This is a genomic window from Cohnella herbarum, from assembly GCF_012849095.1.
In the GTDB taxonomy this organism is placed as follows: domain Bacteria; phylum Bacillota; class Bacilli; order Paenibacillales; family Paenibacillaceae; genus Cohnella; species Cohnella herbarum.
The window spans coordinates 3,253,604-3,277,153 of record NZ_CP051680.1 but is presented as its reverse complement, the minus strand read 5'-3'; the positions used below and the strand labels follow the sequence as shown (position 1 = coordinate 3,277,153).

Below are 23,550 nucleotides of genomic sequence, written 5' to 3'. Positions count from 1 at the left end.
CAGTCGAAATCCCCGGAACTTCGACGTTGGTATCCGACGTAGGAGACGAATTCGATCGCCGAAGCCGTCGAAGACGCCGAAGACGTGTTCCGGGTATAAGGATTCGGAGTTAACGCGACTTTGGAGCCGGGCGACGAGATTGGCATCCGCATCGAGAAGATCGGAACGCTCACGAACGAGAATCTCTATGTCGGCTATGAAAACTTCGACGATAATCCTTCGGAGATCGTAGCTAGCGATATCGCACCCGGCGAGTGGTGGGCCAGCGGTGCCGATGACGACAACGAGACGTTCATAACGGGACATCCGGCTGCCGCGTCTTATTACGGATTTTTCAACAACTCGAAAGCGGTGAAGGTGGAGTACAGCGGGCCGACCGTGAACAGCGGGTACAACGGGCAATGGGAAGCATACGCAACGGTGGGGGAAGATCGCTGGAACTCGATTCAAGATGACTAAATGAAACTTCCCTCGGCCTAATTGTTAAAGATAAAATGAAGAAGATGCGATAGAATAGGGTGATGGACTAGATAAAGGAAATGGGGGAAGATGAACGTGATCGCCGAATTAGTCATGAACGTGCAAGCGAAGTTGGGTGAAGGCCCGCATTGGGACGAGCAGTCGCAAAGCTTGCTATGGGTGGATATTACGGGGCGGAAGATTCATGTCTATGACCCGAAGAACGACCGGGAGACAACGTTCGACTTCGACCGAATGGTAAGCGCCGTCATTCCCGCGCAAGACAAGGGATGGGTGTTGGCGATGCAAGGCGGGATCTATAGTTTTGATCCAGAGAATGGGGTTCTGGAGCAGATTGAAACGGTAGAGCCCGATCTTCCCCGCAATCGGCTGAATGATGCCAAATGCGACCCTCAAGGCCGACTGTGGGCCGGAACGATGAGCATGGACGATTCTCCGGGCGCGGGAGCTTTGTACATGCTTGAACAGGGTGGACAACTTCGGATGGAGTTAACCGGGATCGGTTGCTCTAACGGCCTAGCTTGGGATGAACGGAAGCAACGGATGTATTATATCGATACACCGACTCGACGCGTCGACGCTTTCGATTTCGAGCCTTCAACGGGGCAGATCCGCAATCGGGAAACGATTATCCGGTTTGCGGAATCCGCGGGACTGCCGGACGGAATGACGATCGATTCGGAAGGCATGTTATGGATCGCCCATTGGGGAGGCGGAGCCGTCTCGCGTTGGAATCCGGACACGGGGGAGCAGATCGGAGAAGTAACCGTTCCCGCTTGGCATGTCACCTCCTGCGCCTTCGGAGGACCGGATCTCAGCGATCTCTACATTACGAGCGCTCGGGAAGGAATGAGCAGAGAACAACTCGATCGTTATCCTCTATCCGGCGGGTTGTTCAAGGTGAAGACGGATGTAACAGGAATTCGGGCCAATCGATTCGGCACGAGAGCAGAAGCGGGTTCGCGACTCTAGATGCAACAAACAAGGCTTGTGGCTTAACGGCAAACACCGCTAGCACAACCCCTCAAGGGTAGTGCTAGCGGTGTTTTGTCGAATCGAACGCGAATCATTGCCTCACAAAGCGAAGGCGGCTTTGGCCCACGGGTAATCGGGGTCGGGTTGGGTTCCGTCTTTGTAGGTGGAAATTAAAGCCCACCGGTCGGCGCCAGACGTATTGGGATAAGAGGCATGCAGCAGCAAATCGTGGAACACGATGGCATCCCCTTTGGAGGCGGGTAAATCCACGACTTGCGATTGATCGATCTCTTTTTCGTCCAGACGATTCGTGAATCCCAGATTATCCGACGCGTTTCCGTCATGGTTGACGGTCGATAAATGCGATCCGGGCACGATTTTTAAGCAACCGTTCTTCCGATCGGCATCGTCAAGCGCGATCCAGACCGAGTATTTATGGCTTCCGTGCCAATACGAATAATCCTGATGCCAAGGCGATCCGAAATCGGTGCTCGCGTTTTTGAATACCAGCTTGTCGTTCAAGAACACGACCGAATGGCCGATGATCTCTTTTAACGCGTTAGTCAACCGGGGAGTCACCGCCGCCTCCTTAAATAGGGTGCTTTCCGGGGTCAGCCCGAGGAATACCCCCGATTTATCGACTTCGTGCTTCGATAGAATCGCCGCGGCTTCCTCTTTCAGCTTTTTGGTTTCCTCTATTGTGTATAGCTCTTTCAGAATAACGTAACCTTGCTTCTCGAATTGTTCTTTAATGGAATCGGCCATGTTCATTTCCTCCTCATTTTTTCCTCATTTCCTCCAATGCACGGTTCGGATCTCGCTTGCGGATTTCCCGGTTAAGCTTCTCACCATTCTGGAATAGTGGTATCTCGACTTGAACCCGCATTGTTCGGCGATCTCCCCGATGGACAAACCGGTCGTTCTCAACAAGACAAGACTGTGCTCCACGCGATAATGCCACAAATACTGAATAAGCGTTACTCCTTCGTTTTCCTTGAAGACGCGTGCGAGATGACTGACGGAAACGTTAAAGCGTTCAGCGACTTCCCTCATGCTTAAAGGCTCGGAATAGTTTTCATGTATGAAAGTTTTGACCTCTCGAATAAGGGGATTTGCGATAATAGCGTCGCTTCCCAAGCTTTCCGCGGCATACAATCGGATCGCCGTCAGACCGAGAGCGTTCTGTACGTTCCGATGCTCCGGGGTATCTATCCGTTGTTGCAAAACGGATAAATCGACAAGTCGGTTCATTTGCTCCGATATCGGTAGAACGCAAGGCATCCCGTTTAATCGATTTTGCATATCGGATCCGTAGTCTTTCGGGCTTGCCGTGATCCAGCGATGCCAGCTTTGGCACGAAGGATCGAACGCAATATACACGGTTTGTCCGGGGAGCAAAAGCATGACTTGTCCCGGACGCACTCTATAATGAGTGCCGTCGACATCCACCTCCATGGACCCCGAGTGCAGTAGAATCAATTGAAATTCCCGGTAATAACGCGGTCCGTACGTTCCACCCGGAGGATGGACGACGGTGCCGGCTATGCATTGTTCGATGGAAATTTCAGAAAACGGCATCTCTTCGCGCATTCGATCTATCCCTGCCTCTTGGTCGTTTATGAGATATATACTATTGGTTATTGGTGAAGAAGAAAATGCTTGGGAGAATCGGAAATGTGTCTGTATCGATCATTTGATCGTATATCCTATTTTATCGGTTGATGCGGCGAAACTGCGGACTTATTGCCACGTTTCGCGGTCTTTTTGCTAAAGAAACCGCAAGGAAGGATGGCTTACACTCAAGGGAGAGTCATATGGATGAAAGAGTATAGGAGGAATCTCTGTGAACGTATTGGCGGTAGGTTGTCATCCGGACGATCTGGAGATCGGCTGCGGCGGGACGCTGGCGAAGTTGGCTGCGCAAGGGCATAAGGTGACGATGGTACATGTGGCTAACGGGAATAAAGGCCATAAGATTATTCAACCTGAAGAACTGAAAAATATCCGAAGGCTGGAGGCCCGGGCTGCCGGCGCTCTGATCGGCGCGGAAGTCGTAAGTCTGGATGTGCCGGATTTAGCCGTGAAGTCGGACCAGGACGAGTTGATCTGCAAGCTGGTCGAGGTCATTCGGCGCGTTAAACCGGATTATATCATTACACATCCGCCCGAGGACTACATGAAGGACCACATGGAAGTGTCGCGCGCGGTATTCGATGCCAGCTTCGCGGCCACCGTCCCTCATTATCGCGCGGATGCGAACGAAGAGGCCCATCATAAAGTCGCTCCCATCTATTACATGGACACGCTCGCCGGAGTCGGCTTTCTCCCTACTGAATACGTGGATATCAGCGACCATATCGAAACGAAAATTCAAATGAACGATTGCCATGCCAGTCAGATCAAATGGCTATACGAGCACGATGGAATCGACTTCCTCGATTTCGTCCGGACCGTATCCAAATTCCGCGGGCTGCAATGCGGCAAACCTTACGCCGAGGGCTTCAAGCAATGCCAAGCATGGCCTCGTTTAACGACGGAGAGACTGTTGCCGTAACCGACATCCATCTGAATAGGAGAGTGCTAAGATGAATTTTAATCAAACCGTACAAGGTTCCCTGCTCGAAGGTTTCTATCCCGCGGGATGGGATATGGAGAAGATCGATCGTTGTTGCGCGAATTCGCCGGAGACGATCGAAGAGCGTCAATCTTTCTGGAACGACGGGTTTCAACCGATCCCTTGCGCCGAAGTCCAAGAGTTGGACGTGAAAATGGGCCACGAGATCGCCCTGGAAATCCGACGAAGCAAGCAAGCGAACCGCAAAGTCGCGTTTATTCTGCCGGTAGGTCCGATGGGCATGTACAAGTGGGCGGTCTACTTCCTGAAGGAATGGGATATCGATTGCTCGCACGTCTACGGATTCAACATGGACGAATGGAGCGACGGGGAAGGGAACACGCTGCCTTCCGATAACCCGGGTTCGTTCCAGAACGCGATGGAGCAGGCATTCTATGGCCCGCTCGGCAAGCTTACAGTGCCAGAGAACCAGCGTCATTTCGCGACGAAAGCCACGCTCCCGGCTTACGCGGAGAAGATCGCGGCGTTGAAGGCGGAAGGCGCCGAGCTTATCACCGTATTCGGTATCGGGCGCATGATGCATATCGCGTTCTGGGAACCGCATTTCGGGGCGGAGTTCGCGACGGACGAAGAGTGGAGCGGGCAGACTCACCGCATCGGCGCGCAACTGCATCCGCTAACGATCGAGCAGAACGCGATCACCAGTTTCAAGAGCCGGACGACTCTCGTTCCTTGCCGCGCGAACACGATAGGACCGGGATTGTTTCTGCAATCCGATCGGATTATCGGCGGATGCGACGGAGCGTTGGGACGCGGCATGCAGTGGCAAGGTTTGTCGCTCTGGACGACGCTGCGCCATGGGCCGGACAGATGGTTGCCTTCGACTTATATGCCGACTTTGCCGGGCAAGCTGTTTTATTTGAAAGATTTGGCAGGACCGCTAGAAGCGGACATGAACTAACGGTATAATCGGATTATCGTTAGATTCATAGTCAATGGAGGTCTTTATGTCAAAGCTTGGTGAAATCGGAACTTATATTTGCGAATATGTGAATTATTCGGATGCCGCGTGGGGAAGCATCGTAGGCGCTAATTTGGTGGACGTCGAGACCGGAGGGGCAGTGCGGGAAGAAACGATTTTGAAAGCTTGTTGGGATCGAAATGCCCTATACGTAAGATTCGAGTGCGTGGATACGTATAGCATCTCTAAGTTTACGAATCGCAAAGATCCTCTGTGGGAGCAAGACGTCGTGGAAATGTTCATCGACGAAGAAGGAGATTGCAAGCGGTACATGGAACTCGTCGTCAGCCCGAACGGGGTAGTATGCGATCTGATGATTAATCACAAAGACGACAATGATCCCCTCAGCTTTAACATAAATCGAGAATGGGAAGTGCAAGGCTTCGAAACGAAAATCGAGGTTAACGAGAATAAGCGGACTTACACTTTTACGATTTCATTCGATAATTTCGTGCAGCCCCCGTCGAACGGAACGATGTGGAGAGCCAACTTTTTCCGCATCGACGACGAGGAAAACGGAACCCGGCATTATCAGGCGTGGTCCCCGACAGGGGCAGTGAATTATCACATCTCCGATCGTTTCGGAAAGTTGGTATTCAGGGGAGCTTAGACGAATCTTTGCTTAACGCGAAGTCGTAGAGAAGGGGAAGAAGCCTTGGAGATCGCGAGATCTCTAAGGCTTTTTTTTGCGCTATTGACTGCAGCTTCGATACGCCCGAGGCGTCAGACCCGTCTTCTTCCGAAACAATTCATGAAAAAACTTCAAGTCCCTGTAACCGGCTTTAGCGGCGATCTCCTTGACGGGCAGCGGGGTTTGCCGCAGCATCTCGCAGCATTTTCTTATGCGAAGGTTCTGAACGTATTCCGTGAAGGATTGCCCCGTCGCCTGTTTCAGCATTCGTTGCAAGTAACTAACGCTGACGTGAAGCAGGGCGGCGACTTCGGATAGGGTAAGCGGCCGATCGGAATGGCGCTCGATATATTCGAATACTTTAGCTAGTTGAGAGATTGCGGGAGCCGTCTTCTTGCGGGACAACTCCAGCCGGCACAGGAATACGAGCAGTTCGGTTAAGCGAGCATATAGTACGGCTTCGTATCCGGGCAACTCGGTTTGATATTCGCGATAGAGTGTTTCCATGCAGATTTTCGCTTCATTAAACGAATCTTTGAATCTGCGATACGATTGGCCGCCGCCGGATAAGAGAAACAGGACATTTTCCGGCAACGGGTAAGCTTGCGTTAGTTTTTCCGGCACCGACGGATCGAACAAGCAATTATAGACGATCAATTCGTCTTTGGGCGCTTCCGATGATGGGCGGTAGACGTGACGGGTGCCGATCGGAATAATGAACAAATCGCCTTTCTCGACATAGATCCGCTCATCCCCGATATAATGGAACCCTTTGCCTTCGGCGACGTATTGGATTTCCACGAAATCGTGAATATGGATAGGCAACGTGAACCGCTCCCGCTCCCTCGTGACCGAGATTGGAAAATCGGGCGTCCAGAACAGCTTTCCTTCCAATGTGAACGGAGTGGATTCCATGGCAATGCTTCTCCTCATCTTGTGTGTGTGATTGCCCTATTAATAACACATTATGCCCCCTATAAGCAATGGAAATCGGCATGATATGCTTGGAAAAAAACAACCGGGAGGAAGACATAGGATGAGCGCAAAAGGTTCCGGGCGGCAAGCGGAGGAGATCAGGCACCGGTCCGATCTGAACGTGGAATGGGAAGCGGATTGGATATGGAGATCGCGGCGCGTTCGGGTGAACGATTTCGCCTATTTTCGCAAGGAGATTCTCGCAAAAGGCAAAGTAGCGTCGGCACGCCTATTCTACTCCGCGCATAACGTCGCGAAAGTGTACTTGAACGGAGTTAAACTCGGCGGATACGTGTCGCCTGCTCCGACGAATCCTTTGAAGCGTAAGGCTTATATGGCTTATGACGTTTCGGCTCTATTGACGGAAGGCAGCAATTGCATAACTGCCGATGCCCACTATCTGGGCGGAAGCGGTCAGAATTATTACAATGCCCTGCCCGGTTTAAGGCTTCAGCTTCATGTGGTATACGAGGATGGATCGGAGACGGTCGTCAAATCGGATTCGTCGTGGCAGGTTTTGAAAGAAATGCCGCATGCGGTCGGAACGCCTTATCAGCAAAATCGCCGGGTATCGGCGATCGAAGATTACGACGCTCGCAAGCTGGATCCGAATTGGCGGTTGGCCGGATGGAGGAAGAACGGGGCGACGACGAGGGCGAAGCTGGCCAAGATTGGGCGGAAAGATTGGCCGATGTCCGTCCAACGAATACCGGAAGGAGCTATCGAGGAAGTCATCGCATGCGCTAAGTTACCGCAGCCCGCAGTGAACGATGAGTCTCGCGAGCGTCCGCAAGTGTTCGATACGGGCAGAATCGTCTCCGGTTGGCCGAGGATTTCGCTCAAGGGGATTGCGGGAGCGAAAATCCGTCTCAGAATGTCGGAGGATTTAGACGAGAACGGCCGGGTCAAACACAATGTAACGAACGAACACTCCGATTATTACTACGACGAGTATACGATGCGCGGGGACGAAGTCGAGACATGGCAGCCGGACTTTTCGTTCAAGGCGTTCCGTTACGTAGAGGTTACCGGATACCCGGAAGAGATCGAACCGAATAACGGAGGCGTCTCGGTCTGTTTGGCTTATACGAATATGAACTATGCAGGTAGCTTTAACTGCTCCGACCCGCACCTTAATGCCTTGTATGATGCGTGCATCCGTACGCAGAAAAACAACACGTTGGGGCAAACCGTGGATTGCCCTCATCGGGAGCAAGCCCAATACACCGCGGATACGGACTTGCAGGCCGAGTCGCTACTCTATAATTTCGACGCGATCGACGTACTGGAGAAGACGTTGGGAGATTTCACCGATGCGCAGATGGCCGACGGTACGTTCCCTTTCGTCGCGCCTATTAATTACGAGCATGCCGATTTCAACTTGCAGATTCCGGAATGGGACCTGCATTATGCGACTTTGATGTGGAAGGTATATGAAGCGTCCGGCAGCGTGTCCGTGCTGGAGACGCACTATGAGACGGCGCGGCGGATGGCGGACTATTTTATCGGAATTTTAGATCCGGTATCCGGAATGGTGCCGCTGGACAAAGGATGGAATATCAGCGATTGGCCTTATCCCTCGGTGGAGCATAAGGGGCAATTTTTGACGGTTCAGCAGGTTAAGTTTGTGTTGGCTCTTAGGGCGGTTAGTCAGGCTGCAGGGTTAATCGGTAGAGCGGAGGAGGGCGAAAAGTATCAGGCTTATGCAGAACGGTTGAGCGTTCGGATCGTCGAGCAATTGTACGACGCGGAGAAGAAGCGCTTTCGCGACAGCTCGGAATCCGAAGCAACGCACCAGGGTGTCAACGCAATCGCGCTGTACGCAGAACTCGTACCGGCGGAGGATCGCGAAGAGGTCATCGCTTACGTAGCGGGCAAAGCATGGGAGTGCCGAACCGTGCTCTCGCTGCCGTTGCTTCGAATGCTTTTCGAGAATGACCGTGAAGCCGAAGCCTTTGCGCTGTTGGATCGCAGGGAATACCCCGGTTGGGGCTACATGATCGAACAAGGGGCCAAGACGATGTGGGAAGGCTGGGAGGATATCGAGAGTCACTCCCATGCTTGGAACGGATATCCGGCTAGACTGTTGCAGGAATACGTCGTCGGTATTCGTTCGGAAGCGCCCGGATTCTCCAAGGCGGTTATCCGCCCGTATATGCCTGAAAGCTTGTCTTTCGCGGAAGCGGAGGTTTGGACGCCGCTGGGTACGATCTATGCGGGATGGGAGCGATTGGCCGACGGCGCCGGCATTCGCATTCGGGCGCGAATTCCGGCGGGCATGGAAGCGAGGGTGTCGCTTAAGCTCGCGGGGCGCACGATGGAACGGAATCTCATTACCGGGGATAACGAAATCATCGAAATTATCGAATCTGCGACTTAATCGCCTCAACCGTGCTCGGAGTCGGTGCTGTAGCGTTACTTTTTGGCACTATAGCCACATTCGTGCTCGGAGTCGGTGCTGTAGTGTTACTTTTTGGCACTATAGCCACATTCGTGCTCGGAGTCGGTGCTGTAGCGTTACTTTTTGGCACTATAGCCCCATCCGTGCTCGGAGTCGGTGCTGTAGCGTTACTTTCTGGCACTATTTCCCCTTCCGTGCCCGCGAGCGAATTGGTCGGATATCGAGGAAAAGTGTGCTACAGACCGCTGAGAGCGGTCTAACCGGTCCGATGGAACGACCGCAGTTAGTGCCCCTTCTTGCGAATCTGCTTGTTCCGATTGTCCGCCCATTCCTTCGCTTGGGAGGTCGCGATGGCGATGGCGCGGCCTTCCTCGTAACCCTCCTCCAGCAGGGCGTTGGCGATTTCGACGGCTTTGCCGCGTACGGGAGCCGTGAAGTTTTTCAATGAATCGGGGTAATTATCCTTGTCCCAAGGCATATTCAACACCTCCTCGCGGATATCGCTGATAGAGTAGAGACTGATATAATAGTCTTTAGCCAAACGAGGCAATCCCCAAACGTGAAAAAGAAAACGGAGTTGAACTTGACGAGATGATCCCGCTGGATGAAGATGTGCAAAATCGCGAGGCGCACGCCCGATTATTGATCGACAGCTATCGCCGGGCTACGGGCCGCGAGCTGATCGAGCCTGTTCCTCCTGCGAATGAGGCGGCGCTTGCCTTATTCAAAGCCCCGTTCATTCTGCTCTCCCACGGCACGGAGACCGATCCGATCTTGAATTTCGGCAACGAAGCCGCGCTGAAATTATGGGAGACGACGTGGGAAGAGTTTACCCGCACGCCATCCAGATTGACGGCAGAGCCGATGGAACGCTCCCAAAGGGAGAGACTGCTGTCGGATGCCAAAGATAAAGGGTACTCTGACGGTTATTACGGCATTCGGATTTCCAAGAGCGGACGAAGATTCGAAATACGGAACGTGTTGTTGTGGAATGTCGCGGACGAACAAGGAACTTACAAGGGCCAGGCCGCTGTGTTCGAAGAGTGGGCCTACGTGCGATAGAGAAATGGAGATTGAAGTCTGTCGCGTCTCCGGGTTGTATGCTACAATGAACGCGAATCTATAGCTGCGAAAAAAGTTATTCCAAAGCCCATAAGACTCGGCAAGCCGATCTTATGGGCTTTTTGTACAACGATGGGGGGAGCGGGGAGATGAGACGAACAAGTTTGCGACTAAGGTTAATGCTGCTCATGATTAGCTTAACGACGTTGCCGGTCATCACGGTGACTTGGATCGCGACGAACAATACCCGCGACTCCGTGGAGAAGGAGATCGTCAATGCGAATAATTCACGAATGTTGTGGGCGGATCAATATTTGGACGAGCTCATTCAACAGATCGATATCCTGTTCTATACGCTGCAGATCAACAAGACGCTGATGGACGGCGTTACTGAAGTCGATAATGCGGATATTGGCACTCAGTACAAAACGCAAAACTATATTCAAAACACGCTGACCTCGGCTTATTATGCGAATTCGCGTAAAATCGATTTGCTCACTTTGTACGTTCATCAAAGCCGTAAAGCTTTCTCGGTGAACTATGCGAGCAGCGGGATGGTGTCGACAGTCGATATCGGCAGCGGCGCATGGAGCAGGCTGCGGATGGAGCCGGTTAATATGTACTTCAAACAATCCAAAGACGGAATATACGCCTATCATGGCATGTACCGTTTCGAGGATAGGAAGCTTCTAGGCGGATTATCCGTTCGTTTGAATCGGGATGTATGGGAAGCGGTCGGCAACATCCTCCGATCGGAACCGGAAAGCTCGGTTTTCCTGCTCAACGACGAAGGCGAGCTGCTATCCGGCTCCACCGATTCCGGCGTCGCGGAGGAGATTTCCTCGCAGCTTGGCAAGCTGAGCTTGCCTGACGCCGAGCTTCGGTTGGAGAGCTCCAAAAACTATTACTATTTCATGAAGAAAGTCGACGACGGGGAGCTTACCGTCGTCAAAGCGGTGCCGCTAGCCACGGTGACCCGAAGCGCTAACGCTACGATTCGCGCGGGTATCTTAACGGGAAGTTTGTTCGCGGCCGTTTCCGTCGCGTTGTCGATACTTGTCTCCTTAAGAATTAGCCGACCGATCGTCAGCTTAGCGAGAACGATGAGGAGCGCCCAAGTCCATAATTTCGAAATGAAATCGGCACAAAGCCGCGACGAGATCGGTTTGCTCGAACGAGGCTATAATTCGATGATGTTAAGGATCAAGCAACTGATCGAAGAGGAGTACCAGCGAGAGATCGACTTGAAGAACGCGCAGCTTCAGGCGCTTCAGGCGCAGATCAATCCTCATTTTCTGAACAATACGCTTCACTTGATAGGAGGAATGGCGCTGACGAAGGGGGCTCCGGAAATCTATAAGGTCACCCAAGTCATCGGCGAACTGTTCCGTTATTCCATCAGCACGGATGAGGATCGCGTTACTCTTGCGGACGAGTTGAAGCATATGAGCAATTATTTGTACATTCAAGAGAACCGGTTCAAGGGTCGCTGCGCCGTTGTTCTATCCATCGACGAAGCGGCTCTCGATGCAAGGATTCCTAAGTTCACGTTACAGCCGCTTCTGGAGAACGCGTTCGAGCACGGCTTGCAGCGTAAAGAAGGCGCTTGGAAAGTCGAGATCCGAGTGAAGCGGAACTCGGGTAGCATTGCCGTTCTGATAAAGGACGAAGGCGTAGGCATATCGCGGGAAAGGTTGCTTCAACTGCGCGCGAGATTGGCGGGCGGTACGAAGCGAGAATTAGCCAAACCGGCGTCGGATGAGCCTAGAAGGCGTAAAGGAACGGGAATCGGTCTGAAGAACGTGGACACGCGATTGAAGCTGCAATTCGGATCCGCCAGCGGGTTAAGAATTTATAGCTGCGAGGGTCAAGGGACGATTATTGCGGTTAAATTGCCCACCATAAATAACGGAGGATCCGACGATGTATAACGTATTGATTATCGATGACGAGCCGTGGTCCAGGGAAGTCGTCAAAGCGCTCGTCGAATGGGACAAACTGGAGCTAAGTCTGAACGGAGAGGCGGAAGACGGAACCGAAGGCTTGCGGCTTATCGAAGAGCGCAAGCCGCATATCGTCGTGACGGATATGAGGATGCCGGGTCTGGACGGAGTTGGTTTGTTAAAGCAAATGAACGAGAAAGTTCCGGAGATGAAGATCATCGTCATGAGCGGGTACGATGATTTCGTTTACCTCAAGCAGGCTATCCGGTCGCGCGCCGTGGAATATCTATTGAAGCCGATCGATCAGGAAGAATTAAACGCGGCATTGGCGCAATGCGTTCAAGATTTGAAGCGGGCGGAACAAGCCGGGAACGCGGGCTGGAGAACGCCGGTCGCATTCGCGGATCCGGGTACCCGAGAGCGTTATTCGGCATTGCGGGAAAGGGTACGGGGGTATTTGCTCGAGCTCGACAAGCCGGCTGCTATTGAAGCGTTGTCCAAGCTGGGGGAAATGTTCGGAAACGATATGGAGAACAACGACGATCGGAACGTAATTTCCAAAGTCGTCCATGAGTTCTTGTCGTTACTGGAAGAATTCGCGGCGGAGAACGAGTGGGATATTACAAGTCTAAGGTCGAAGGCGCCAACGGGGGATTGGACGAGCGCGGTAAAGGCGATCGAACAATTGCAAGCGATGTTCGCGGAGGCGATCGAACAGATCGAGGCGCTTCGCAGAAAACGTCTTAAGTTGGACATCGCCGAAATTCAGGCTCATATCGATCTGTATTACCGTGAACCGATTTCCCTGGAGACGGTCGCGCATCGCTTTTTCGTGAGCAAAGAGCACTTAAGCAGGGCGTTCAAATCCCAATTGGGAGAAAATCTGTCGGATTACATTTTGCGCAAGCGAATGGAGAAAGCCAAAGAACTGATCGTGGAGGGAGAGCTGGCGATTAAACACGTAGCTAAGCTGACCGGGTACGAGGACGTCGCTTATTTCTATCGGGTGTTCAAGAAACATTTCGGCCAAACTCCCGGAGAGCTCCGCAAGGAGGACTAGCGCGCGAACCCCATCAATAAAATGCAATAACGGAAGCTAATATCCTCGAATGATGAGCGCAAGCGTCTCCCCTATACTGAAGAGGCATTCAAAAACAAGGGGGTATATTCAATGAAGAAAGCGCTTCATCTCGCACTCGTCCTCATCCTTGCCGTATCGTTCCTGTCGGCCTGCGGATCGGGTAATAAAGAGAACAACGCATCCACTAAGGAAGCATCGGCATCCCCGAGCTCCAGTCCAAGCGCTACCGCAAGCGAATCGCCGTCGGAATCGCAAGCGGATACGCCTCCGCAGAAGGTCGAGCTCAAAGTGTTCATGAGCTTTCCAAGATTCAAGGATCAATTCGAAAGCTATTTCGAGCAGTTCAAAGCGAAGGAACTAGCGGAGAAAAACATCGATGTGTCGATTAAGCTGGAGATGCCGAATCCCGATCAAGCGAAACAAATTTTGCAAACCCGGCTTGCTTCCAACGACGCGCCGGATTTATTCACCCTGCATGCTATCGCGGATATTCCGACCTATTACAAAGCAGGCTACTTGAGCGATCTGTCCGATCAACCCTTCGTGCCGAAGGTATACGATAGCGTAAGGAAAACGGTCACCTACGACGGGAAAGTCGTTGCTCTGCCGCTCGAAAGCTTGTCCTGGGGCTATTTGTACAACAAAAAAATATTTAAGGACGTCGGTATCGCGCCACCTCAGACGATCGATGAGATGAAGACCGCGATCGATAAACTGAACGGAGCGAAAATCAAGCCGTTCATGCTGGCGTTCCAGGAATCATGGATTCCGCAGTTAATGATGGCGCTCTCCCTCGGAGGCACGGTATCTTCCGCGCATCCGGACTGGATAGAGAAGATGAATAAGGGCGAAGCCTCGTATCAAGACGTCGTCAGCGTATTCGACATCATCGACCTTATCATGGCTAACGGAACCGACAAGCCGTTCGAAGTCGGAAACGAAGCGGGCTCCACCGATTTCGCGAACGGCAAAGCCGCGATGTGGGTACAAGGGCCATGGCAAGCGGAAACCATCTTAAAAGTAAATCCGGACATGGAATTCGGCGTTGCGCCGCTTCCGGTCAGCAACGATCCCGCGGGGGCGATGATCAACCTAGCGACATCGACTTCGCTGGCGGTTTCCCCGAAGAGCGCCAACAAGGAAGTCGCGCTCGACTTGCTTAACTACATTCTCGACGACAAAGACTCCGCTCCGTTGTTCGAAGCGCTTAAATTTAATCCGGTGGCGACGATGCACACCTATGAGACGTTCCCGTGGATCGCCGAAGCCAGCTCTTACGTCGCCGAAGGCAAAGCTTACCTGGATCTGTCGTTACCTAACGGCGTAACGGACGAAACCGCGAAGCTGCTGCAAAGCTATTACGCGAAGGACGTAACGAAGGAAGACATCGTGAAGACGTTGGACAAAGCTTGGGCGAAGGGCGTCAAGGCGCAGCAGTAGCCTTGAGGCTCTCCTGCCGGACGAGAGTGAAACGCAGATGCGTATAACGAAGAAGAGAAAACAATCGATCGCTCTGCTGGCCTTCGTATTTCCCGCATTGGCGTTCTATGCCGTATTCATGCTCGCCCCCGCTTTCGGGGGCGCCGCATATAGCTTGACGGATTGGAACGGGCTGAATCCCGCCTACGAGTGGGTGGGATTCGCCAACTATGCGGAGGCGTTGTCGGACGATCCTTCCTTTGCCCATTCCCTATGGTTTACGGTGAAATTCGTCGTCTTCATGGTCGTACTTCAGAATGCGATCGCCATCCTGCTAGCCGTGCTCGTTGAATCCGTCGGGCGAGGCAAAGCATGGTTCCGCACGATTTTCTTCATGCCGAACATGCTTAGCATGATCATTGGCGGGTTCATGTGGCTGTTTATTTTCACGAAAGTATCGTCTTATCTGGTCGAACATGCCGGCTTAAGCTTCCTTGATCGGTCATGGATCGGGGACCCGGACTTTTCGTTCTACGCCATCCTAATCGTATCTTTGTGGGGGGGTGCCGGGTATCTCATGGTCATCTACATCGCGGCGATCCAAGGCGTACCGAAGCAACTCAAGGAAGCGGCCGCGATCGACGGAGCGAACGCGTGGCTGACGTTCCGGAACATTACGCTTCCGATGATCTATCCCGCGATCACGATCGGTATATTCTTGACGCTTAATTCGTCTTTCAAAGCGTTCGACGCCGTATACGCGCTAACGGGAGGCGGCCCCGGCAGGGCGACGCAAGTCGTAGCGATGAATATTTACGAGGAAGCGTTCAGCTTCAACAGCAGATACGGATACGCTAGCGCCAAGGCGATGATCTTGTTCCTCATCATTTTCCTCATTACAATGGTGCAATTGCGGATCATGAAGATCAGGGAGGTGGAAGCGTGAACCGTCCCGCCTCTGAATCGGCGCATCCGAAGCTCGGCTTCCGCGTCGGATACGCACTCGTTATCGCCGTTCTTATCGTCGCCGCCATTTTCACCTTGTTTCCGATTTACATGGGCGTGCTGAATTCGCTTAAGACGGAAGGCGAGATGCTGAACGATATTCTGGCATTCCCTTCGCGGCTGCAATTCGGTAATTTCGCCGATGCTTTCGAAAAAACGGATTACATGAGAAGCTTGCGCAACACGTTGACGATTGCCGTCGTCGGATTGACGGGAATCATTCTCTTCGCTTCGATGGCCGGCTACAAGATGTCCCGGACGCCGGGCAAACTGAGCGGGTTTCTATTCGCAACGTTCGTCTTGTCCATGCTGATTCCGTTTCATTCGATCATGATTACGCTCGTCAAAATTTCGAAAGCGCTGGCAGTGCAAGGTTCTACCTTCGGGCTTGGCTTTATCTACATTGGTTTGGGCGTGTCGATGGCGATCTTCTTGTACCACGGCTTCGTCAAGTCCGTTCCGCGAGAGTTGGACGAGGCAGCCGTCGTGGACGGTTGCGGCGAGGTCAGATTGTTTTTCGTCGTTATTTTTCCTTTGCTGCTGCCCGTAACGGCTACGATCGCGATCTTGAACCTGCTCTGGATGTGGAACGATTTTCTGCTGCCGTTGCTCATGCTGACCGATTCCAATGACTATACGCTACTGCTCTCGACCAATATGTTGTTCGGCGAGTACAACAACGACTGGGCCGCGATTCTTGCATCGCTAGTGCTAGCTATGTTGCCGGTAATCGCGTTGTATATTTTACTGCAAAAGTACATCTTGAACGGAATCGCCGACGGGGCGGTCAAAAGCTAGCATGACTTATAGAGGTTGTTCGAAAAGTCCAATTTTGATCACGATGCGAAGCAAGAAGCGGATTCGACGTCGAATCTTGAATTCAGCCGGGCCTTCCGGTGCTCACGTAGGTTTTTCCTACGCTCCGCTCCTCAGTCCCTAAGCTTCATCCAACCTTCTCGGTGCTGAAAATCGGACTTTTTGAACTTGAACTTATAGAAAGGCGGAAGATACGAGTTGCCGAATATCGAGCATAATCGAACAGGCGAAGTCAGCGGCTTCTTAAGAGCCGAAGGACGGAAATTAGTGAACGGAGATGGGCGGGAAATTTTGTTGCGGGGAGTTGGCTTCGGCAGTTGGCTGCTCCCGGAAGGGTACATGTGGAGTTTTCCCGACAAGGGAGACCGTCCGCGTCGCATCGAACGGATGATAGAGGAACTCATCGGCGCGGACCAAGCGGCGAGCTTCTGGGAAACGTATTACGACCGATACGTGTCGGAGTCGGATATCAGGAGAATCGCCGAGGAAGGACTGAATTCCGTCCGCGTGCCGATCAACTCCAGGTTCTTGCTAGAGGAAGGCGAAGGCAGTCCTGTCCGCTACAAGGAGAAACATCTGGCATTGCTTGATCGAATGATCGGTTGGTGCCGGAAACATCGTCTATACGTCATCCTGGATTTACACGGCGCTCCCGGAGGACAAACCGGAACGAATATCGACGATTCGGAATTCGACCGCCCGGAGCTGTTCCTCGACAAGCGCAATGCCGGATTGACCTTAGAACTATGGGCGATGCTAGCCGCGAGGTATAAGGACGAATGGATCGTCGCGGGTTACGATCTGTTGAACGAACCTTTGCCGGATTGGTTCGCGGTATACAACGACAGGATCATGCCCTTGTACAAGGAAATCGTTCGCGCGATCCGCGAAGTCGACGACCGTCACATGATCATTCTCGAAGGTGCCCATTGGTCCACGGATTGGTCGATTTTCGACGAGAAGATCGACCATAACATTATGCTGCAATTCCATAAGTATTGGAACAACCCGGACACGGAAAGCATACAAGCGTATCTCGACAAGCGGGAGTTATGGGATGTACCGATCTTCATGGGAGAAGGCGGAGAGAATAACAAGGAATGGTATGCGGGGGCGTTCCGATTATTCGAGGACCATGGGATCTCATGGAATTTCTGGACGTGGAAGAAGCTGGAGCGGGATAATTCTCCTTGCTCGATCCGTCGTCCGGAAGGGTGGAATCTGCTGGTCGAATACTTGGAAGGCGGTGCGAAACCGTCACCCGAAGTCGCATCTACAGTGTTAACGGAATATCTGGCCAATATCGCTTTCGAACGGTGCGAGTATGATCCCGACGTCGTCGGTGCGTTGCTTCGCAGGCCGCCCGTGCGTATTCCGGCGATTTTCTACGGATACGGCGGAGCCGGGATTAGTTACTATGTATCGAAGAAGCGGGAGGAATCGGTCGGCTTTCGGGATAACGACGGCACGGACATCCGGTTCGTAGATAACCGGCGCAAAATCCCGAACTTCCAGCATGGTCGCGGCGAACCGTGGCTGCCTGAAGAAAGAATGTGCGTGCAGCTTGCGACGGGAGACTGGTTGGCGTACGAATTCGACGTGCCGGATCGTGGGGAATTATTTTGTAACTATACGGTAAGTTTACGGTTATGCGCGGTTGAAGGGGAAAGCGAAACCGGAATGAAGATCAAGATCGATGAGAGGTCATGCGGATTCGTCCAAGCAGGACCGGATTGGAAAACCGTGCAGCTACCCAACGAGATTCGGGTTTCTTCGGGACTTCGACGTCTCGTCTCGACCGCTGAAGGCGGATACGTGCGCATCGAGTGGATAGAGTTAAGGCCGTCAGACGGCTAAAAATAATCGATATCTTCACTTAGCTCATAGAACTTCGGTAAAAGGGTAAGAGTTAGTTTGAAGAACATGGAAACCTACAAGGGCGCTGATCAGCCAAGAGACCGCCGCGGCTTCGGAAGAAACGGCGTCCTCGTCGTTATCGTTAGCCGAAATGGCGGAAGAGCTCAAACGTTTGGTTGTCGCGTTCAAGGTGTGAGTGTAAGCATGTGGCGAAAAAAAAGACGAAGCGGAGGCAATTCCTCATCTTCGTCTTTCTTTTTGCGTAATGGCGGCTTGCTATTGCTTCGGCAAGACGCTCCCTCCGAACAGGAAACGATGCTCCCATTGCGTATTCGCGAATTCGCCTACGTGCACGCCGCCGCTTGCGTTGGAGTACGTATGAAGGATTTTGCCATCCCCCAAGTAGATGCCGACGTGAGTAATGCGTTGAGCGGATTTGTCGACGCCTTTGTAGTCCGATTCGGATGAACCTTGATAAGTCATGAAGAACATAAGATCGCCGCGCTTCAACGTTTTCCAATCCGTTTGGGCGGTTCCGTTTTCCTTCACGTACGCTCCTTGCTGGCGGGAATCGGCCGGAAGGGTAATTCCGAGCGTTTCCTTAAATATCCACCGAATGAAGTCGGAGCAATCGAACGTTGCCGTCGTGCTGCGGTTGGAGCCGAACTCGTAAGGCGTTCCTTCGTATTTCATGCCATCGGCAATGACTTTCTCGATATCTTTAGAAGCTTGTCCGTTATCCGTAATCCCGTTGTTCGTTTCTTGCGATTGTTGCGTTCCTTCATTATATGTGTTGGAATTCGAGTTGCCGGCATTCGAGTTTGTCGTATCGTTATTTTGATTATGATCCCCGTCGGCGTTCCGCTCTATGCTTGCGGAAGAACCTTTGTGTTTCGATGGGACGGCAGGGGACGCGGCCGATACCGCCGGAATGGAGCTCATGCTTAAGCCGCCGACCAATAGCGCGGATGCGCAAAAACCGATTAACTGTTTTTTCATGCTTCAGCACCTCCGTTTAATAACATATAATACGCTAACATAGGAGGAAAGCTGGTGGAAACCCACAATTGTTGCCATTAGCCGCGAATGCCGGTCTGATAGGAAAAGGTCTCAAGGCTGTAGACACCCTCGACCACAGTCTAGGAACAAAAACATACGCGAGTCCGTTATGCAAGAGAGCGGAGAAGTTTACAATAAGGTCATAAGGTAAACGAGTTAATGAAAAGAGGTGAGGCAAATGAAAAGCGGTAATGGATTGGCGCTCTTGCTTATCGGTTTCGGCGGCTTGATCATTCTCGGCAAATTGGGCTTCGGACTTGGTTGGTTGTTCGGACTTCTGATTCCGATTCTGATTATCTTGCTCGGGGTCATGGCATGGAATAACGGAAACCGTCTGCTCGGCGGAATTATAGCGGTAGTCGGCGGGTTCGTTCTGTTAGGGAAGTTGAGTTTCCTGTTCGTCTGGATCGCGGCAATCGCTTTGATCGTATTCGGAGTATCGATGCTTGGTCGCAAGAACCATTCTACGAGATAGTAGCTTAATCATAAATAGCCGCAAGCGGAACAAGGAGGGATTCAAGGAATGAGCGTAATGAAGAGAGTTCGGGATATGACGGTGGCCTCGCTGAACGATCGTCTTGAGAAGTCGGAGGACCCGGTACGCGTTATCGATCAGTTCCTCTGGTCGACGCATCAAGAAATCACGCAAAGCGAAGGGCTCCACCGCCAATATGCAGCTCATACCGACAATCTGCATCGGCAATGGAAAGATGCGGAGCAGTGGATGGTGAAGAGAGAGCAGCAAGCTTTAACGGCTCTGAAGGCCGGGGAAGAAAACGTTGCTAAGATCGCTCTTCAGGACAAGGTCATCCACGAGGAACGGTCGGAACGATATCGGCAATTGTACGAGCAAAGCAAGAGCGAATTAACCGATTTGGAGCAACTGCTTCAGGAGCTTCGCAACGAATACCGCGCGGTGTACGACCGTCGCCAGTTCTACGTCGCCCGCATGGAATCGCTTCGCCTGCAACAAAGATTGAACGCACGCTACTCTCCGGGAAATGCGGATACCTCCCAGATGTTCCGCAAGATCGACGACAGGCTGACGGATATCGAATTGGAAACCCGCAGCTTGCGAGATCTTCGTCGGATGGGACAAGAAACGCTGCTCCAGGCGGGAGAAGTCGTGAAGAGTACGATCGAGAGAGAGCTAGAGCAGTTAAAGCGCAAGCTGCAACAAGGAGGTTAACAAGGAATGAAGAAATTATATCGTTCTACTCGGGACCGCAAATTATTCGGAGTATGCGGCGGGTTGGCGGATTACTTAGGCGTCGATGCAACATTGCTTAGAATTCTGCTGATCATCGTTGCGGTCTTCTCCGCGGGTTCCGTGATCGTCGTATACATTATCGCCGGATTCGTCATACCGAGAGAGCCTCATTACGGCGGAGGCTACGGGGCCAATCCATTCGATCAAGGTTGGAGAGGCGGCCAAGAGCCACCTCAGTCCCAATATCAATACGGCAATCAGGGTTGGAATCCGAACCCTAACTCCTATCCGGGAGCAGGATCCGCTGCCGGAACGGGTTATCCGCCTACCGGTGGATCCCGTCCGGGACCTTCCGTGAATACGCCGCCGAGTTCCGCCCGTCCATCGCAAGGAATCGACGCGATGATGGAAGATATAGAGAAGAAGTCGATGCAAAGAGAAATCGAAGAACTGAAAGCTAGAATTTCAAAATTTGAGAAGCAATCGAAAGGAGAATAACACAATGGGTGTATTCCAAAGAATGAAAGACCTGACAAAGGCGTCTGTACATGATCTGCTTGATAAATTAGAGGATCCGATCGTCATGCTTAATCAATATCTCCGCGATATGGAGATCGAAATCCACGATGCGGAAGTAACCGTAGCGAAACAAATGGCGTCCGAACGCCGGATGAAACAGCGCTTGGATGAGTTGGTACGGCTTGGCGTAGACCGCGAAGGTCAAGCGGAGCATTCCTTACGCAACGGTAATGAAGGTCTCGCTCGCAAATTGCTCGAAGAGAAGGTTCAATTCGACCAGCAAGCTGCCGACTTGGTAGGGTTACATGGTCAAGCCAGCGCGCAAGTAAACGACCTGACGGCACAGCTTCATGAGATGAAAGAAGAGTACTACAAGCTTCGCAACAAGCGCAACGAACTGGCTGCCCGCTCCCAAATGGCGAAAGCGCGCAAGCAAATGGCTCAGATCAGCTCGCTGCACACGATCGAGAGCGGCACGGCTTCCCGCGGATTCCATCGCATGGAAGAGAAGATTCTTCAAATGGAAGCGGAAGCGGACGTCGTTCGGTTACCGGGATCCTCGCTCGGCGGATTGCCGTCGCGTATCGATCCGGAAAAAGAATACCGCGTCGATCAAGAATTAGAAGCTCTGAGAAATCGGGTTCAACCGAATCTGACCAAAGAGTAATCGACAAGCATTCTCCAGTGTCGCAAGATGTGCTATGATGTCAGAAGCGCATAAGTTATAGATTTCCAAGCCATAACGGATCCCTTTCCGTTATGGCTTTAACTTCGAACCAAACGGGAATAAAACAGCAGGAGGTGTAACCCGACATGAGGAAACCCAGTAATGCGATTTTGTTCATAGCAGCCGGAATTTACCTCGCGCTTGGTGCCGTGGCGGGTTACACGACGGTCAATGCGGTCATTCTATTATTGATCGGGATAGAACGTTATCGAACGGATCGCGCCCACATATCGATTGTCGTAATTGTCATCAGTACGTTGGTGCTTATTATTACCCAGTTCGCATTGCTGGTCGTCGTGGTTCTGATCTCTTTGGGGATTTATTATTTCAGAGCCAAACCGCCGACTTTCGGCGCTTATGTCAGCAAACACAGATTGTTCTTGAACATGAGATTAGACGAGCAGTCGTGGGTGCTTCAATCGATGAGCTACTGGCATGCGATCGGGGAAGTACGGATGGATATGTCGCAAGCCGTTCCCGAAGAAAAGGAAACGACGATCGTACTTCAGGGGTTGGTAGGGGATTTGGACATCTTGGTGCCGGACGACTACGGTATAGAGGTCGAGGCATCGGTACTGATCGGCCAAGTCTCGTTCAAGCAGATCAAAGAAGGCGGGATGTTCCATCGTTTATCTTGGAAATCCCCGAACTACGACGACTGCGAGATGAGGTTGAAACTTCAATTGTTCTATCTCGTAGGAGATATCAAATTGCGTACGGTATAACAGGTTATCGAGGGGGAGTCGCATGGAGTCCCGGAAAGTCACCAATATGGTTTGGCGTCACATGGGCGAAGCGGTGCTGTACTCCCTTGGCGTTGGCGCACTAGTCATTTTTTTATTGATCAGATATGGATTGGCGGGCGAATTCCTATCTTGGGGAACAGTCGTTTCCTACTCGTTGACCGCGATCGGCGTATTGACCGTAACCGGAGCGGCTTACGGCTTCTGGAGAAGCTATCCGATCCGGCACAGGTTGGAGATGTTACGGGAAACGATGCTGATGTTGGAAAAAGGGAGTTCGAATCCGCCGGTGCCCGACTTGGGCAAAGACGAAATCGGACGCCTCGGCGAACAATTAGGAAAGCTTGGCCGCAAGTGGGAAGAGCAGGTTACGTCGTTGCAACGCTTGTCCACCCATAACGCCGAGCTTGCTTCCCAAGCCCGGATCAGCGCCGTTATCGAGGAGCGTCAACGCCTCGCTCGGGAGCTGCACGATGCGGTCAGCCAACAGCTGTTCGCTATTTCCATGACGGCAACGGCGGTAGGGCGAACGATGGATCATGATTTCGAGCGCGCGCGCCGCCAAGTGGAGCTTATAGAAGAGATGGCATCCGCGGCGCAGTCCGAGATGAGAGCGCTATTGCTGCATTTGCGGCCGGTTCATCTGGAAGGCAAGAGACTGGCACAGGCGATCCCGGAATTGGTCGAAGAAATGAAGGCCAAAGTTCCCGTCGACATCGCTATCGATATGGAAGAGGATTTGCCTCTGAATAAAGGCGTGGAAAATCATTTATTCCGTATCGTGCAAGAGGCGCTGTCTAACACGCTTCGCCACGCTAAAGCTACGAAAATGGATATCGTGCTTCAACGCCGCGGAGATACGGTGCGGTTAGGCATTAGAGATAATGGAATCGGCTTTGATACGCAAGTGAAGAAACAAGCTTCCTACGGAATGACGAACATGGAAGAGCGCGTGCACGAGTTGGGCGGTTCGCTTAACGTGGCGAGCGCGCCCGGCAAAGGAACGAGAATCGAAATCAGAGTGCCGTTGATGGCGGAAGGCGGATAATCG

The 23,550-nt window shown here is 52.3% G+C and carries 24 protein-coding genes; 19 read left to right on the top strand and 5 right to left on the bottom strand.

The genetic code is table 11. The annotated features are described in order from the left end of the window. Positions 1-120: 120 nt before the first annotated feature. Both HH215_RS14550 and HH215_RS14545 read left to right on the top strand, forming a co-directional pair. Positions 121-459 carry a hypothetical protein gene (locus tag HH215_RS14550; RefSeq protein WP_169280571.1) on the top strand — a complete coding sequence of 113 codons (339 nt, stop codon included), beginning with the start codon at positions 121-123 and terminating at the stop codon, positions 457-459. Between the two features lie 90 nt (positions 460-549). Continuing rightward, a complete protein-coding gene (locus HH215_RS14545) occupies positions 550-1,452 on the top strand; it encodes an SMP-30/gluconolactonase/LRE family protein (RefSeq protein ID WP_169280570.1) in 903 nt (300 codons plus the stop codon). Positions 1,453-1,554: 102 nt separating this feature from the next. Here the strand turns inward: HH215_RS14545 and HH215_RS14540 are convergent, their stop codons facing one another. After that, positions 1,555-2,220, bottom strand: coding sequence for a phytanoyl-CoA dioxygenase family protein (locus HH215_RS14540; protein ID WP_169280569.1), 666 nt, complete (start codon positions 2,218-2,220; stop codon positions 1,555-1,557). Positions 2,221-2,244: 24 nt separating this feature from the next. After that, positions 2,245-3,045: a helix-turn-helix transcriptional regulator gene (locus tag HH215_RS14535; protein ID WP_169280568.1), complete on the bottom strand. Its 801-nt coding sequence runs from the start codon at positions 3,043-3,045 to the stop codon at positions 2,245-2,247. 253 nt (positions 3,046-3,298) lie between these two features. Between HH215_RS14535 and HH215_RS14530 the strand changes: the two genes are divergently transcribed. Genes HH215_RS14530 through HH215_RS14520 form a run of 3 tightly spaced genes read left to right on the top strand, consistent with a single transcriptional unit; the run spans position 3,299 to position 5,661 of the window. Further along, the gene (locus HH215_RS14530) at positions 3,299-4,009 is read left to right on the top strand and encodes a PIG-L deacetylase family protein (protein WP_169280567.1); all 711 of its coding nucleotides are present in this window, start codon (positions 3,299-3,301) and stop codon (positions 4,007-4,009) included. 31 nt (positions 4,010-4,040) lie between these two features. Next, positions 4,041-4,991: a sugar phosphate isomerase family gene (locus HH215_RS14525; protein WP_169280566.1), complete on the top strand. Its 951-nt coding sequence runs from the start codon at positions 4,041-4,043 to the stop codon at positions 4,989-4,991. 46 nt (positions 4,992-5,037) lie between these two features. Continuing rightward, on the top strand, positions 5,038-5,661 hold the full coding sequence (locus tag HH215_RS14520; RefSeq protein ID WP_169280565.1) for a carbohydrate-binding family 9-like protein: 624 nt from the start codon (positions 5,038-5,040) through the stop codon (positions 5,659-5,661). A gap of 81 nt (positions 5,662-5,742) precedes the next feature. On the opposite strand, the gene HH215_RS14515 is transcribed toward HH215_RS14520, so the two are convergent. Then, a complete protein-coding gene (locus HH215_RS14515) occupies positions 5,743-6,597 on the bottom strand; it encodes an AraC family transcriptional regulator (RefSeq protein WP_169280564.1) in 855 nt (284 codons plus the stop codon). Between the two features lie 121 nt (positions 6,598-6,718). Here HH215_RS14515 and HH215_RS14510 point away from each other — a divergent pair, with 121 nt between their 5' ends. After that, positions 6,719-9,037 (top strand): family 78 glycoside hydrolase catalytic domain, encoded by a 2,319-nt coding sequence (locus tag HH215_RS14510; RefSeq protein WP_254450489.1) that lies wholly within the window; start codon positions 6,719-6,721, stop codon positions 9,035-9,037. Between the two features lie 304 nt (positions 9,038-9,341). On the opposite strand, the gene HH215_RS14505 is transcribed toward HH215_RS14510, so the two are convergent. Beyond that, positions 9,342-9,536 (bottom strand): DUF2188 domain-containing protein, encoded by a 195-nt coding sequence (locus tag HH215_RS14505; RefSeq protein ID WP_169284396.1) that lies wholly within the window; start codon positions 9,534-9,536, stop codon positions 9,342-9,344. 113 nt (positions 9,537-9,649) lie between these two features. Here HH215_RS14505 and HH215_RS14500 point away from each other — a divergent pair, with 113 nt between their 5' ends. The 7 genes from HH215_RS14500 to HH215_RS14470 all read left to right on the top strand — a co-directional run bounded on the left by HH215_RS14500 (position 9,650) and on the right by HH215_RS14470 (position 18,241). Next, a complete protein-coding gene (locus tag HH215_RS14500; RefSeq protein ID WP_169280563.1) occupies positions 9,650-10,120 on the top strand; it encodes an MEKHLA domain-containing protein in 471 nt (156 codons plus the stop codon). 149 nt (positions 10,121-10,269) lie between these two features. Further along, positions 10,270-12,051 (top strand): sensor histidine kinase, encoded by a 1,782-nt coding sequence (locus HH215_RS14495; protein ID WP_169280562.1) that lies wholly within the window; start codon positions 10,270-10,272, stop codon positions 12,049-12,051. Then, the gene (locus tag HH215_RS14490) at positions 12,044-13,123 is read left to right on the top strand and encodes a response regulator transcription factor (RefSeq protein WP_169280561.1); all 1,080 of its coding nucleotides are present in this window, start codon (positions 12,044-12,046) and stop codon (positions 13,121-13,123) included. The genes HH215_RS14495 and HH215_RS14490 overlap by 8 nt, the downstream gene beginning before the upstream one ends. Positions 13,124-13,234: 111 nt before the next feature. After that, on the top strand, positions 13,235-14,584 hold the full coding sequence (locus HH215_RS14485; RefSeq protein ID WP_169280560.1) for an ABC transporter substrate-binding protein: 1,350 nt from the start codon (positions 13,235-13,237) through the stop codon (positions 14,582-14,584). Between the two features lie 37 nt (positions 14,585-14,621). Further along, positions 14,622-15,509 carry a carbohydrate ABC transporter permease gene (locus tag HH215_RS14480; protein ID WP_169280559.1) on the top strand — a complete coding sequence of 296 codons (888 nt, stop codon included), beginning with the start codon at positions 14,622-14,624 and terminating at the stop codon, positions 15,507-15,509. Further along, the gene (locus HH215_RS14475; RefSeq protein WP_254450488.1) at positions 15,506-16,366 is read left to right on the top strand and encodes a carbohydrate ABC transporter permease; all 861 of its coding nucleotides are present in this window, start codon (positions 15,506-15,508) and stop codon (positions 16,364-16,366) included. Before HH215_RS14480 ends, HH215_RS14475 begins: the two co-directional genes overlap by 4 nt. A 216-nt stretch (positions 16,367-16,582) precedes the next feature. Then, positions 16,583-18,241: a cellulase family glycosylhydrolase gene (locus tag HH215_RS14470; protein ID WP_254450487.1), complete on the top strand. Its 1,659-nt coding sequence runs from the start codon at positions 16,583-16,585 to the stop codon at positions 18,239-18,241. A gap of 276 nt (positions 18,242-18,517) precedes the next feature. Here HH215_RS14470 and HH215_RS14465 read toward each other — a convergent pair whose 3' ends face one another. Next, positions 18,518-19,240 carry a C40 family peptidase gene (locus HH215_RS14465; protein ID WP_169280558.1) on the bottom strand — a complete coding sequence of 241 codons (723 nt, stop codon included), beginning with the start codon at positions 19,238-19,240 and terminating at the stop codon, positions 18,518-18,520. 238 nt (positions 19,241-19,478) lie between these two features. Here HH215_RS14465 and HH215_RS14460 point away from each other — a divergent pair, with 238 nt between their 5' ends. From HH215_RS14460 to HH215_RS14435, 6 genes are all read left to right on the top strand, one after another. Next, positions 19,479-19,775, top strand: a complete 297-nt coding sequence (locus HH215_RS14460) for a LiaF transmembrane domain-containing protein (protein ID WP_174887618.1) — start codon at positions 19,479-19,481, stop codon at positions 19,773-19,775. A 48-nt stretch (positions 19,776-19,823) separates the two neighbouring features. Then, positions 19,824-20,489 (top strand): PspA/IM30 family protein, encoded by a 666-nt coding sequence (locus HH215_RS14455; RefSeq protein WP_169280556.1) that lies wholly within the window; start codon positions 19,824-19,826, stop codon positions 20,487-20,489. A gap of 6 nt (positions 20,490-20,495) precedes the next feature. Beyond that, positions 20,496-21,008 (top strand): PspC domain-containing protein, encoded by a 513-nt coding sequence (locus tag HH215_RS14450; RefSeq protein WP_169280555.1) that lies wholly within the window; start codon positions 20,496-20,498, stop codon positions 21,006-21,008. Between the two features lie 4 nt (positions 21,009-21,012). Then, a complete protein-coding gene (locus tag HH215_RS14445; protein WP_169280554.1) occupies positions 21,013-21,696 on the top strand; it encodes a PspA/IM30 family protein in 684 nt (227 codons plus the stop codon). 146 nt (positions 21,697-21,842) lie between these two features. Continuing rightward, positions 21,843-22,481, top strand: coding sequence for a cell wall-active antibiotics response protein LiaF (gene liaF / locus HH215_RS14440; protein WP_169280553.1), 639 nt, complete (start codon positions 21,843-21,845; stop codon positions 22,479-22,481). A 22-nt stretch (positions 22,482-22,503) separates the two neighbouring features. Next, entirely contained in the window at positions 22,504-23,547 is a 1,044-nt protein-coding gene (locus tag HH215_RS14435) for a sensor histidine kinase (protein ID WP_169280552.1), read from the top strand. Positions 23,548-23,550 lie beyond the last annotated feature (3 nt).